We start from the raw sequence: 12,812 nt of genomic DNA on the forward strand, positions 1-12,812 counted from the left end.
CTCACATTCATATCAGATTGAAAAGCATGAGCAAATCTGCGATTGTCATCGGGGCGGGAATAGTAGGGTTGGCGACGGCAAGGGCTTTGGCCACAAGAGGTTATCAGGTAACGGTTATCGAGCGTTCTTCGCAAGCCGTAGGGGCATCCATCCGTAATTTCGGGATGGTATGGCCGATCGGTCAGCCGGAGGGTGTGTTATATGAAAGGGCATTGCATGCCAAAAGTATCTGGAAAGAGGTGCTGGCAGGGGCGAAATGCTGGTCGCAAGAGGCGGGAAGCCTGCATATGGCCTACCAACAGGATGAGCTGGAGGTGATCCGGCAATTTGTGGAAGTGAGTCCTTATCGCCCTGTCAGCTTCCTGAATGTAGCACAAACGCTGGCGAAATCGCCGGCAGTGAATCCCGCGGGGTTATTGGGCTCGCTGTATTCGGCCGATGAAATGATCGTCGATCCGCGTGAAGCCATTGCGGCTATCCCGGGTTACCTCACTGCCGCATTGGGTGTCACATTCATCTGGAATACCGCAATTTCAAAGGTTACCTATCCGGCTGTTTTTTCGGGCTCGAAAAGCTGGTCGGCGGACGAGATCTTCGTTTGCAGCGGCCAGGATTTTGAAACACTTTATCCCGAACGGTTTTCGGCAGCGCCGCTAACCAAATGCAAGTTGCAGATGATGCGCCTTGAAGCGCAGCCGGACGACTGGCGGATCGGGCCTGCGCTATGCGGAGGATTGTCTTTTATTCACTACCACGGATTCAAAGCGGCCGCGTCGTTGCCTGGTCTGAAAGCACGATACGAACACGAATATGCCGAATACCTCAAATGGGGCATTCACGTCATGGCGTCGCAAAATGGCCTGGGCGAGATTACGGTAGGTGATTCGCATGAATATGCGCTCACATTCGATCCGTTCGACCGGGAGTTTATCAATACCATGATCCTCGATTACCTGGGCACATTCGCGCAGTTCAAATCGCCGAAAGTATTCCAGAGCTGGCACGGGATCTATCCTAAGATGACGAATGGGGCCACTGAGATTGTTTTAAAGCCTGAAAGCGGCGTGACGATCATCAATGGACTCGGTGGAAACGGTATGACCCTTTCGTTCGGGCTTTGTGATGAAGTAGTTGGTGGAACTTACAGATCCTAAATTCTGATATATGCTTGCAAAAATTTCCTGCGCGCTGGCGGCGGCTTCGCTGTTACTGACTGCATTTCATTCGCCCCTTGGCGAGGCCCTGGCCGGCGAGAGGCGACCCGGACAAACCCTTACCGATGATAAACCGAAGGGTATCGAGCATGTGATCGTGATCGGCGTCGACGGGCTGAGCCCCGACGGTATCAAAATGGCCGAAACGCCGAATATCGACCGGATGGTTGCGAGTGGCGCTGTGAAATGGAATGTGCGGACGGTGCTCACTTCTGCAAGCAGCCAGAACTGGGCATCGATGATCATGGGTGCCGGGCCGGAGCAGCATGGCATTATCAACAACGATTGGGAGTTGAACAAACATACGCTCCCGCCCATTACACAGGAGGCCGACGGTCGCTTCCCGACTATTTTCAGCATTTTACACAGAGCAAAACCCCAGGCAGAAATTGGCACGGTGTATCATTGGGGCGGTTTTGGGAGATTGTTCCAAAAGAATGCGGTGAATTACGATAAGCACTTCTCAACCGAAGACTCTACGGCTGCTGACTTTATTCAATATGTCAAAACCAAAAAGCCGGTACTCGGCTTCGTGCATTTCGACCACGTCGATCACGCCGGTCATCACGACGGGCATGGCTCGAAGCTGTACTATGAGTCCGTTGCGAAGGCGGATTCGTTGATCGGTCAAATTTTGGCGGGCCTCAAAGATGCCGGCATTGCCGAGAAGACGCTGGTAATCCTTTGGGCCGATCACGGAGGAATTGGCAAAGGCCACGGCGGTGCCACACCGCAGGAAGCGGAGATAGCGGGCGTATTTTATGGTGCGGGTGTGAAGAAAGGGTATTCCATACAACAGCAAGTTTATACCTATGACCTCGCTTCGACGATCGCGTTTGCATTGGGCGTAGAGCAGCCTTACGCATGGATCGGTCGCCCGGTGAAACCGGTTTTCAATGGGTTTGGCGAACCTAAAAACCTCTGGCTCGGCGAAAAGCCGTAAATTGGCTTAAAGCACTTAATCCTGAACCCTGCACATGGCAGCTGTACACAACCGAACGGAAGGCGACATCAATTTATCATCCGCGCGTCAGGATTGGTATGCGGTCATCAGCGACCCGGAAACATCCGGTTATCTGCATGAAGATGCGGAATATTTCCTGCACCAGTCGCTTTCTACGCCTTGCCTGGATGTGCTCGCCTCATGTGAGGGCATTTACCTGACGGACGTGCAAGGCAAGCGCTACATGGATTTTCATGGCAACAATGTCCATCAGCTTGGTTATCGGCACCCTTACGTGATCGAGAAGCTGAAAGAGCAAATGGATATCCTGCCGTTTTCGCCCCGCAGGTATACCAATGTGCCGGCCATTGAGCTCGCCAAAAAGCTTGGTAACCTCATGCCTGGCGACCTCAACCGAGTGCTTTTTGCGCCCGGCGGCACGTCGGCGATCAGTATGGCATTGAAGCTGGCCCGCATTGTGACGGGCAGGCATAAAGTAGTGTCGCTTTGGGATTCGTTTCATGGCGCTTCGCTGGACGCTATTTCCGCGGGCGGCGAGCTGGATTTCCGGAAAGATATGGGGCCGCTGATGCCGGGTGTGGAGCGCATTCCGCCGCCAATGACCTACCGGGGGCCGTTTGCGGCAGTCGGAAACGGCGACGTGCCTTATGCCGATTACCTGGAATATGTGATTGAAAAGGAAGGTGATATCGGCGCTTTTGTGATCGAAACCATTCGTAATACCGACGTGCAGATCCCGTCGCAGGCTTATTGGAAGCGCGTACGGGAGATTTGTACCAGGCATAAAGTGCTCCTCATCCTGGATGAAATTCCCATCGCATTCGGGCGGACGGGGAAAATGTTTGCCTTCGAGCATTACGGCTTCGAGCCGGATATCGTCTGTCTGGGCAAGGGGCTTGGCGGCGGTGTGATGCCGATGGCGGCGATCGTTGCGCGGGACAGCTATAATGTGGCGCAGAGTGTTTCCCTGGGCCATTTTACGCATGAAAAAAGTCCGTTGGGCAGTGTGGCTGCATTAGCCATGCTGGATTTTATCGAACAAAACGACATCCTCACCAAAGTGAATGCCGATGCGGAGTTCATGCGCGTGGAGCTGGAAAGACTGCAAAACAAATATCCCCTCATCGGCGAGGTGCGCGGGATTGGGCTACTATGGGGTGTGGAGCTTGTGAAAAACCGCGAAACGAAGGAGAAAGCCGTTCAGGAAGCTGAAACGGTGATGTACGAATGCCTCAAAAACGGTTTGAGCTTCAAGGTATCGCAAGGGAATGTGGTGCAGCTTTCGCCGCCGCTTATCATTACCCGCGAGCAACTGGCAGAAGCATTGCAGATTCTGGAAAAAGCCATTGAGACGGCTTCGGTTTTGGTATAGAAAACTCAACATTTCACCATATGCGCCTGAAAGAAGCACTTTCGCGATCGAATACGTTTTTTATTGCCTGGGCTGTCATCGCTTCATTCGGGGCCTATTTCTGCATGTATGCTTTTCGCAAGCCGTTTAATGCCGGGCTTTACCAGGGGCTCGAACTCGGCGAGGTGAGCTACAAGGCGATCCTGATCATTTCGCAAGTGGCCGGTTACACGCTGTCGAAGTTTGCGGGCATTAAAGTGATTTCGGAATTAAAGCATAATGCACGTGTCAAACTGGTGATCGGGCTCATCCTGGTAGCGGAGCTGGCATTGCTTTTCTTCGGATTAGTGCCTTATCCTTACAATTTTGTATTCCTTTTTATGAACGGCCTGCCGTTGGGGATGGTGTGGGGCGTCGTGTTCAGCTTTCTGGAAGGAAGGCGATTTACCGAAATGCTTTCGATGGGCCTCAATATCAGCGTGGTTATCGCATCGGGCGTCCTTAAAACGATTTACATTGAAATACACGGCATATTTCCCGGCATCTCGGAGTTCTGGATGCCGTTTTTTATGGGCTTGCTTTTTCTGCCGCTGTTCCTGGCGTTCGTATGGATGCTTTCGGTGATCCCGACACCAACGGCGGAGGATATCGCCTTGCGTACGGAGCGTGTGCCCATGACGAGCGCAGACAAGCGGCTGGTGATGCGGCAATTCGGTTTCCCGATCGTGTGCCTCGTTATTTTCTATGCCACACTTGTGGTCGTACGCGATTTTCGCGACAATTTTACCATCGAAATCTGGAATGAAATTGATTCGCATTGGGCCAGTGGCGTACTTACCACCACCGAAATGATCACGGGTATCGTGGTGCTGGTCATTATTGGCGCATTGGCTTTTGTTAAAGATAATCCCGCCGGTTTCAGGCTTGCTTACATGATCCTTTTGGGCGGCATTCTTCTCATCGGCATTGGTACGTTGCTGTTTGAGAGGTCCGCGATCAGTGGCTTTTACTGGATGCTGATGGTAGGGTTGGGGCTATTTTTGGCCTACACCGTGCTGCAAACAGTCATTTTTGAACGTATGATCGCATTGTTCCGCATCAAAGCCAATGCGGGGTATTTCGTGTATATCTGCGAAAGTATCGGCTATATGGGCAGCGTGGGGCTGTTGCTCTACAAGGAGTTTTTCATGAAAGACCTGAGCTGGTCGCGCGTGTTGATGCAATTCTCTTACCTGCAATTCTGCCTCGGGCTGTTGTTGCTCGCGGCCAGCCATATCTTCTTCGACAAGTACCGCACCGGGCGGTCGGCACAAAAAAGTAGTACGCCATTTGCTGCGGCCTAGTTTCCTTGGGGAAAAGGCATAAAAAAAGGAGATGCAAATGCTCTCCTTTTTAACATCTCAATTTCACCTTTCAATTTTTACTAAACCTATTTAGTCGTTTTAAGCTCCACGATGGCGGCTTTCTGAGCCGGCGTCTGTGTATTATATGGGTTCACTTTTGTCGCTTTCGGCGGTGCTGGCGTTTCTACCACTGGGGTCGATGCCGGCAACGTATTTTTGATTGTATTGGCTGATTTATTGTCGTTTGCAAATGCAACTGAACTGGTCAATGCGATAACGCTAACGAGGGTTGTGATCAAAGTTTTCATAGCTCTATTTATTTTTGTTTCTTGTCTTTGTCTTATTTGATGATGCAAATATAAATGGGATTTTATGAATGGCTATATATTTATTCAATGAGTGATCAAACGGCTATTTGAATGGTTTTTATTGGTGATGAGTGATTTAATGGTTTTGGCGACCTGTTTTTGTTTTGAAATATTCGAATATGGTATAACGTGTTAATGAGATGGTTTTTATTTGAAAAGTACAATATGTGGCCTGATTGCGTTTTCGTGCTATTTGCTATATTGCCGGTATGGCTAAGATCATCAACCTCAAACCTTTCAAGGAATTTGTTCAATCGGAGTCGCTGGGTGGCATAATACTGATCATTTGCGTGGTCATCGCGCTTATGATCGCCAATTCGCCCCTTGCAGGTGCGCTCGAAAATCTGCTCAATACCGAATTGGGTTTCCATACCGAAAGCATCCATTTGCGTTATCCCGCGCTTTTGTGGATCAACGACGGGCTGATGGCCATTTTCTTCCTGTTGGTAGGTCTGGAAATCAAGCGGGAGCTGGTAGAGGGTGAATTATCTTCGTTTAAAAAGGCTGCGTTACCCATCTTCGCTGCATTAGGCGGGGTGCTGGCTCCGGCGGCGATTTATTTTCTGTTGAACCAGGGAACCACCACAGCTGCCGGCTGGGGCATTCCCATGGCGACTGATATTGCCTTCGCCATCGCGATCATCACGATGTTGGGTAACAAAGTACCGCCTTCGCTCAAAATCTTCCTTGCGGCCCTTGCTATCGTCGACGACCTGATGGCCATTCTGGTGATCGCCATTTTCTATTCTTCGGAGCTGCATTACAATTACCTGCTTTACGCGGGAGGGATTTTCGCGGTGCTGATGGTGATGAACCGCGCGGGCATCAAGCACCTGGCCGCATACCTCATTCCGGGTGCGTTCATCTGGTATTTTGTGCATCACTCGGGCGTACACGCTACCATCGCGGGCGTGCTCACGGCATTCGCCATCCCGACCACCCCCGACGCTGAGGAGTCGCCCCTCGAGAAACTCGAACATATGCTCGTGAAGCCGGTGAACTACCTGATCATGCCGGTTTTTGCATTAGCCAATACCAACATTACCTTCGAACCAGGCATGCTGGAAGGGCTTACCACTCAACTTGGGCTGGGTATAATACTTGGTTTGGTCGTAGGCAAGCCATTGGGTATCAGCTTGCTTTCGTGGCTGACGGTGAAGTTGGGTATCAGCAGCATGCCGAGTCGCGCGGGCTGGGCGCACATTATCGGTGTGGGAATGCTGGGCGGCATCGGTTTTACGATGTCGGTGTTTATCGCATTGCTGTCGTTTCCGGGCGAGCACCTGATCCTGTCGGAGGCGAAATTCTCGATCCTGACCGGTTCCATCCTTTCGGGTGTACTGGGGTACCTGATGCTGACTAGCGTGAGCAAAAAGTCGGCGCGATAGCGGATTGTTCTATTCCAGTAAAAGGTGGCGTGGTTTTTTGAATACCCCGGGGAAAATACATTTTCGGAAACAATCAGGAATATCATGTCAGACTCATTGAACCGCATGGTGATCACGCCAGAGCTTAACTACGACCAACTGACGATTGCCGAAGCAACGCTCATTCAGCAGCAATTGCGAACGCATTTGGATCTGAGGCCATTTCATAAAGAGATTAAAACCATTGCGGGCGCTGATATTTCCCTTGCGCTTTACAGTGAAACCGTTTACGCCGGGCTGGTGGTGCTCAGCTACCCCGAACTGCGCCCTGTTTCCTGTTCGCTGGTAAAAAGCAGCACCATATTTCCCTATGTGCCCGGTTACCTCGCATTCCGGGAAATTCCATCCATTCTGAAAGCCTATGAACAGCTTCCGGTGAAGCCCGATGTGGTCATGTTTGACGGGAACGGCATTCTGCACGCACGCCGCATGGGCATCGCTTCCCATTTCGGGGTACTTACCGGCGCCGTGACCATGGGTTGTGCCAAGAAGAAGCTCGCCGGAAAATACGACGAGCCGGGCAATTTTAAAGGTGAGTACATGCCGGTAACCGACAAGGGCGAGGTGATCGGCTATGCGGTGAGGACGAAGGACAATGTAAAGCCCGTGTTTATTTCACCCGGCCATCAAATGAGTCTCGAGGACAGCCTCGCACTTGCGCTTAAATGCACGCTAAAGCATCGCCTACCCGAACCCACGCGCCACGCGCACGAGTACGTGAACAGGTTCCGGATAGGCGCGCTCACCGAAGGTTATCACGAGGTAAACAGCTGGACGCTATTTTAGCGACTTGTCAATCTCGTTGAGCAAATATTTTTTGGGATCGGAATCATATTCCCAGAACATCACTCCCGCCAGTTTGTTGGCCAGTACGTACTTGCATTTTTCCCTTACCGACTCCTCGTCGTCATAGCTCAGTACGTCGCCTGTTTCGGCATTCAGCAGGTAGGGCGCTTTCGCCACAGTGTCGCGGTATTCTTTGTAGCCTTTTTTGTTGATCAGGCTATCCTTGATATAGGAATACCCATCGATGTATTGTTGTTTGATCTGCTTCTGTCCCAATCCTTTTTCGAGTTTGGCGACGGTGAACATACGGCCGTAGAACGGAAGACCTACCACGAGTTTTTCCATCGGGACACCGGCAGCGTGGAAGCCTTTTACTGCATTATCCACCGATTTCGCTGTTTTGTAAATCTTGGAAGGGTATAAACTGGCGTGGTGAACGGCGGTGTCGCCCTGGAACAGGTCGTAGGTCATCAGGTTCACATAATCCAGGTAACGCTGGGCTTTGCCCATTTCCGTCGCATTCAGGAATTCGACCCAGCCCGCAACGGCGGTGGTGAGCAGTTTTTTCTTGCCTGTTTCTTCTTCCAGCAAATCCAGTTCATTGCGGATCGCGTGGAACATTTCGGTGTAGTTCTGTTTGTCTTCGGGACGGAAAACGTTGCCGTCTTCGCCGGGCAGGCCGGGATATTCCCAGTCGATATCCACACCGTCGAGATTGTATTTTTTGATGATAGCTACGCTGCTTTTTGCAAACACCTTACGCGAAGAATCGGTCAAAACGGCGTCGGAAAAATGCTCGCTCCAGGCCCATCCGCCGATCGAAATCAGGATTTTCAGCTCCGGGTTGTCGGCTTTGAGCAGGTTAAGCTGGCGGAAATTGGTCGTATCCGTTTTCTCATTGCTCAGGAACGCCTTGCCGTCTTTGATATCGATGAATGCATAGTTGATATGCGTCAGCATTTTGGCTTCGATATTACCCGTGTTGAGCAAGCCATGGAAGCCGCCCACGTAGCCGATCACAACAGGCTTTTTGGTGGAATCGGCGCTGTCTTCGTCTTTCTTTTCCGATGAGCAGCCATTCAGGAAGAACAGGGGGGCAAACATCAGTACGATCAGCAATGCCGTACCAATGTTTTTTTGAGTAGGGATTAGGCGCATGGTATTGGATTTGGTTTGAAGGGTTAAAATAAGCACACCTTCAAATCATCTCCTAATCCTGTGCCGGCACGGATAATTTTTGCAATACTTTATGGAGATTGATGCCCTTGCCGAGCACTCCTTTGAATAGGTCGCCTTTTTGTTCGAGCCGGTCGAAGATGTTTTTGATGGTAAAATCCTTCGGGCTCAATCCGTGCTGCACCTCGCTCCATTCCAGCGGCGCCGAAACCGTCGCGCCTGGCTTCGGGCGGGCGCTGTACGCACAGGCGAGCGTCTGCCCGATGCGGTTTTGCAGGTAATCGACGTAAATCTGGTTTTTCTTGCGTTTCGAGAGCGAGCGTTCGAGGGTCGTAAGGCCGGGCAGGTGCTCGGTAACTAAATGGGCGAGCATTTCAGCAAAGTCGCGCGCCTGGTCGTAATCGTATTTCTTACCGAATGGAATGTAAACGTGCATTCCGCTGGCACCGGAGGTTTTGCAAAAGCCTTCTATCTGCATTTCATCGAGGATTTGCTTGATCGTCAGTGCGACGTCGATCACCTCGTCGAATGTATTTTTGTCCGACGGGTCGATGTCCATCACCACGTAATCGGGATTATCGAGCTTATTAATGGTCGAGTTCCACGGATTCATTTCTATGCAGCCCAGATTGGCGATATACAGCAGGCTTTCGACATCGTTGGCCACGTGATAATGTACCATTTTTCCAGTCGATTCGGCCAGTATTTCAACGGTTTTGATCCATTCGGGTGTGGAATCGCCGGCGTCTTTCTGGAAAAAGCCCTCATCTTTTATACCGTTAGGCTGTCGTCGTAATGAGAGCGGCCTGTTTTTCATATAAGGTAAAATATACGGCGCAATATTCCGGTAATAGTCGATCAGCTCACCCTTGGTAATGCGCTCGTCGGGCCAGTAGATTTTCTCCGGGTGGGTGATCTCCGCTTTCTTTTTCATGATGCTTTCCTTTTAGGTGCGCTCAGGCTTTCTTTCAACTGGGCCATCAGATCGCGGCTTTTCGAATGTACGATCTTCATTTTGGTAGCGACCGGTTTCTTGCCTTTGGCTTTGGCCATAATCAGTTTGAGCAACTTCTCATTGTAGGTGTCCTTGTAACGCGTGATGTCGAACTCGGTCGTGAGCTGTTCGATGAGCTGTACGGCCATATTCATTTCGGCAGGTTTGATCTTCACATCTGGGATATTCAGCTCGTCGGTGTCACGGATTTCTTCGGCGAAGCGGATTTTGTTGAGGATCAGCAAATTATCCTGGGGTTTGATGAGCACCAGGCTTTCGCGGTTGCGCAGGACGTACGTGCCCAGTCCGCATTTACCGGTTTTTTTCAGCGCGTCGCGGAGCAACGCGTAGGGTTTCGCGCCCGATTTTTCGGGTTGGAGGTAATAGGGGGTTTCATAGTAAATGCTATCGATCTCCTTTTCCTCTACGAACTCGGCGATTTCGATGATCTTGGATTTTTCGGGGCTAGCCTTTTCAAAATCCGATTCGTCCAGCACTACATAATTGTCTTCGACTTTATAGCCCCGGACGATGTTCTCCCATTTCACCTCGCGGCCCGTATTGGCGTTGACGCGCTGGAAATGGATATTCGCGTGGTCTTTTTTGTCGAGCATATCGAGATCGAGCTCGCTGGCCTGGACGGCGCTGAAAAGTTTGACGGGGATATTCACCAGGCCGAACCCGATCGCCCCGGACCATATTGCTCTCATAATCTTTGTAGTTGAATAATGAAGCGTAAGCAAAATCCGTGCCTTCGCAGCATCGAAACCATTTCTACACAGCAGTGGCGAGCTTCGGTGAAACTTCCAGTTTATAGCAAATTTGGATTAATATATTTGTTCGGCTCCATCGGAGCCTCCTTCTGTGCTTGCAATGTTGTGGTCGCATGTGTGGGGGGCTCCGATGGAGCCTGGTACTAGCGACCCGCAACGATTCTATAAACAGGTGGCCTCTCCGAAGCCGGGCAAGAGGTGTGTTGGGGAGATTTTAGATATACACGATCAAATTGATAACATTTCCTCAAAAACGGACAACCGGCGGGTTTTGAATGGGACTATTTCGATAGTGGGTATAAATTTTTTGTAAAAATTCACAAAATGCTTGTAATCAACTGTTTGTATTTCTATATTCCTTGAAAGTTACTACGTAAGCCTCCCCAAATTATCCTTATACGTTAGTTGTGCTCCCGGAATCTGGCATGTTTCTTTAATATGTGCTCCCCGAAAACAATTTCACAACAAGACTAACTCTTAATTCGGATATAACTATGGTAGCGACACTAGGTAACAACCCAGCGAAAAGTTTGAAACCCGGCGCAGTGCTTACCGTCACAGGTGCCAGATCTGAATCGGAAGCCCAGAGAGAAGTGGCTGATTTTCTACAATTGAGTAACCGGACCGACCTTGGCTATTTCCTTATTTCAAAGGATTATTTCCTGCTCTACCTGAAATCGGGAAATTCGATTAGTGGAATTGCATAAGCATTAACTTTTTTCATCAGAAAAGGACATGGTACAGAAAGGTACATTCAAATTGCTTGGGCAAAAGCTCATTAATATTATCATTCACAGAGAAGACGTTTTGAAGATTACCCCCAATAAGAAAGGGCAGGGTTGCGTCATTTACCTTAAAAACAAGGTTCCCTACACGGTAAGTGAAAGCGAAAAGGAAGTGCAGAAGAAGCTCAATTGGGTTGCAGCATGATCTCCGGTCTGTTGCCATGAAAATAAAAGCAGGGCTCCGGCATATGTCGGGGCCTTTTTTGTGCAGCGGCTCAGCCGCCGACCGCCGACGATGGACCATAGACCATGCCACCCCATCACGCACCATGGTCCATCGTCGGCGGTCCATGGTCAAATTTCCTCCCGCTAAAATCCCCCCCGCGTCGAACCCTCCCGCGCCGTTCCGTGTTACCCAAACACCGAAATCTCCCACACCACAAAATTCCATGTCCAAAAAGACTTACTTTTTTCTGATCCTCATTCTGGGGAGCCTGACTGCGCTTGGCCCTTTTTCAATCGATATGTACCTGCCGGGGTTTCCGGCTATTGCGCGTGACCTGAATACCACCGCTGCCAAAGTTTCGCAGACATTGTCGGGGTACTTCGTGGGAATATCGCTGGGGCAGCTGCTCTACGGGCCGCTACTCGATCGTTTCGGCCGGAAGAAGCCGCTGTTTATCGGTTTGGCAGTGTATATTCTGGCTTCGGCCGGGTGTGCCGTGGCTACGAGCGTCGAGCAACTCATCATTTTGCGCATTATTCAGGCCGTCGGTAGTTGCGCAGCAACTGTGGCTTCGGTGGCGATGGTGCGCGACCTTTTTCCTGTCAGCGAGAACGCCAAGGTGTTTTCGCTGTTGCTGCTGGTCGTGGGCTTTTCGCCGATGATCGCACCGACTGTGGGTGGCTATGTTACCGATGCATTTGGCTGGCATGCCGTGTTTATGATATTGACTGTCATGGGTGTTGCCATTTTTGCGGCCACCGCATTGTGGCTGCCCGACAGCTACAAGCCCGACAAAACGCTTTCGCTTAAACCTAGGCCGATCATTACGAACTTCCTGGAAGTGTTCCGGGAACCTCAGTTTTACACCTATTCTATCACCGGCGCCATCGCATTCGCGGGCCTGTTTGCCTATGTTTCGGGCTCACCGATCGTTTTTATGGAGGTATTTCATGTGGATGGAAAGGTCTATGGCTGGATTTTTGCCTTTCTTTCGGTTGGTTTCATAGGTTCGGGGCAGATTAATACATTGATGCTGAGGCGATTTTCCAGCGAACAGATTATCAATGTAGCGTTGATCTGCCAGGCGGTCATTGGAATTACCTTCCTGGCTGCGGCATTAAGCGGTGCATTGACGCTCACTTCCACACTCGTATTTTTGTTCCTTTTTCTCTGCTGTGTAGGCTACACGTATCCGAACGCCGCCGCGCTTTCGCTCGCGCCGTTCACGCGTAATGCGGGTAGCGCGTCGGCGCTCATGGGCGCGTTTCAAATGGGTGCCGGGACGTTGATTTCCATCGCTATCAGCCTGTTCGAAGAGCCTTCGATCGTTCCGATGGTGGCAGCGATGGCCGGTTCGGCTACACTGGCGCTGATTGTACTGGTGGTGGGCAGGCGCTTTATCACCAACAAAGTAGAAGTACAGCAGGGTGCGGATGCCGGCGTGATGCATTAAGCGGCGGGTTTA

At 50.8% G+C, this 12,812-nt stretch carries 13 protein-coding genes; 9 read left to right on the forward strand and 4 right to left on the reverse strand.

What is annotated here, in order from left to right:
- Positions 1 to 11: 11 nt before the first annotated feature.
- From J7619_RS29000 to J7619_RS29015, 4 genes are read left to right on the forward strand one after another with little or no spacing between them, the layout of a single operon-like run.
- On the forward strand, positions 12 to 1,154 hold the full coding sequence (locus J7619_RS29000) for a TIGR03364 family FAD-dependent oxidoreductase (protein WP_409012778.1): 1,143 nt from the start codon (positions 12 to 14) through the stop codon (positions 1,152 to 1,154).
- 10 nt (positions 1,155 to 1,164) lie between these two features.
- Positions 1,165 to 2,157: an alkaline phosphatase gene (locus tag J7619_RS29005; protein ID WP_291207574.1), complete on the forward strand. Its 993-nt coding sequence runs from the start codon at positions 1,165 to 1,167 to the stop codon at positions 2,155 to 2,157.
- Positions 2,158 to 2,191: 34 nt separating this feature from the next.
- A complete protein-coding gene (locus tag J7619_RS29010; RefSeq protein ID WP_291207577.1) occupies positions 2,192 to 3,550 on the forward strand; it encodes an aspartate aminotransferase family protein in 1,359 nt (452 codons plus the stop codon).
- Positions 3,551 to 3,570: 20 nt separating this feature from the next.
- Positions 3,571 to 4,872 carry a DUF5690 family protein gene (locus J7619_RS29015; RefSeq protein ID WP_291207580.1) on the forward strand — a complete coding sequence of 434 codons (1,302 nt, stop codon included), beginning with the start codon at positions 3,571 to 3,573 and terminating at the stop codon, positions 4,870 to 4,872.
- 86 nt (positions 4,873 to 4,958) lie between these two features.
- On the opposite strand, the gene J7619_RS29020 is transcribed toward J7619_RS29015, so the two are convergent.
- The gene (locus J7619_RS29020) at positions 4,959 to 5,180 is read right to left on the reverse strand and encodes a hypothetical protein (protein WP_291207583.1); all 222 of its coding nucleotides are present in this window, start codon (positions 5,178 to 5,180) and stop codon (positions 4,959 to 4,961) included.
- A 269-nt stretch (positions 5,181 to 5,449) separates the two neighbouring features.
- Between J7619_RS29020 and nhaA the strand changes: the two genes are divergently transcribed.
- Together nhaA and nfi are read left to right on the forward strand one after the other, a co-directional pair.
- Positions 5,450 to 6,628, forward strand: a complete 1,179-nt coding sequence (nhaA, locus tag J7619_RS29025; RefSeq protein WP_291207586.1) for a Na+/H+ antiporter NhaA — start codon at positions 5,450 to 5,452, stop codon at positions 6,626 to 6,628.
- Positions 6,629 to 6,712: 84 nt separating this feature from the next.
- Positions 6,713 to 7,453 carry a deoxyribonuclease V gene (nfi, locus tag J7619_RS29030; RefSeq protein ID WP_291207589.1) on the forward strand — a complete coding sequence of 247 codons (741 nt, stop codon included), beginning with the start codon at positions 6,713 to 6,715 and terminating at the stop codon, positions 7,451 to 7,453.
- On the opposite strand, the gene J7619_RS29035 is transcribed toward nfi, so the two are convergent.
- The 3 genes from J7619_RS29035 to J7619_RS29045 are packed head-to-tail and all read right to left on the reverse strand — an operon-like array spanning position 7,445 to position 10,333.
- Positions 7,445 to 8,611: a glycoside hydrolase family 18 protein gene (locus J7619_RS29035; protein ID WP_291207592.1), complete on the reverse strand. Its 1,167-nt coding sequence runs from the start codon at positions 8,609 to 8,611 to the stop codon at positions 7,445 to 7,447. The two genes, nfi and J7619_RS29035, sit on opposite strands and share 9 nt — an antisense overlap.
- A gap of 52 nt (positions 8,612 to 8,663) precedes the next feature.
- The gene (gene ligD, locus J7619_RS29040; RefSeq protein ID WP_291207595.1) at positions 8,664 to 9,563 is read right to left on the reverse strand and encodes a non-homologous end-joining DNA ligase; all 900 of its coding nucleotides are present in this window, start codon (positions 9,561 to 9,563) and stop codon (positions 8,664 to 8,666) included.
- Positions 9,560 to 10,333 carry a Ku protein gene (locus J7619_RS29045; RefSeq protein ID WP_291207598.1) on the reverse strand — a complete coding sequence of 258 codons (774 nt, stop codon included), beginning with the start codon at positions 10,331 to 10,333 and terminating at the stop codon, positions 9,560 to 9,562. The genes ligD and J7619_RS29045 overlap by 4 nt, the downstream gene beginning before the upstream one ends.
- A gap of 557 nt (positions 10,334 to 10,890) precedes the next feature.
- On the opposite strand from J7619_RS29045, the gene J7619_RS29050 reads away from it, so the two are divergent.
- The 3 genes from J7619_RS29050 to J7619_RS29060 all read left to right on the forward strand — a co-directional run bounded on the left by J7619_RS29050 (position 10,891) and on the right by J7619_RS29060 (position 12,800).
- On the forward strand, positions 10,891 to 11,103 hold the full coding sequence (locus tag J7619_RS29050) for a hypothetical protein (protein WP_291207601.1): 213 nt from the start codon (positions 10,891 to 10,893) through the stop codon (positions 11,101 to 11,103).
- A gap of 28 nt (positions 11,104 to 11,131) precedes the next feature.
- Positions 11,132 to 11,326, forward strand: a complete 195-nt coding sequence (locus J7619_RS29055) for a hypothetical protein (RefSeq protein WP_291207604.1) — start codon at positions 11,132 to 11,134, stop codon at positions 11,324 to 11,326.
- Between the two features lie 244 nt (positions 11,327 to 11,570).
- The gene (locus tag J7619_RS29060; protein WP_291207606.1) at positions 11,571 to 12,800 is read left to right on the forward strand and encodes a multidrug effflux MFS transporter; all 1,230 of its coding nucleotides are present in this window, start codon (positions 11,571 to 11,573) and stop codon (positions 12,798 to 12,800) included.
- The last annotated feature ends 12 nt before the right edge of the window (positions 12,801 to 12,812 follow it).

The sequence above is a fragment of the Dyadobacter sp. genome (assembly GCF_017744695.1).
Classification (GTDB): Bacteria; Bacteroidota; Bacteroidia; order Cytophagales; family Spirosomataceae; genus Dyadobacter.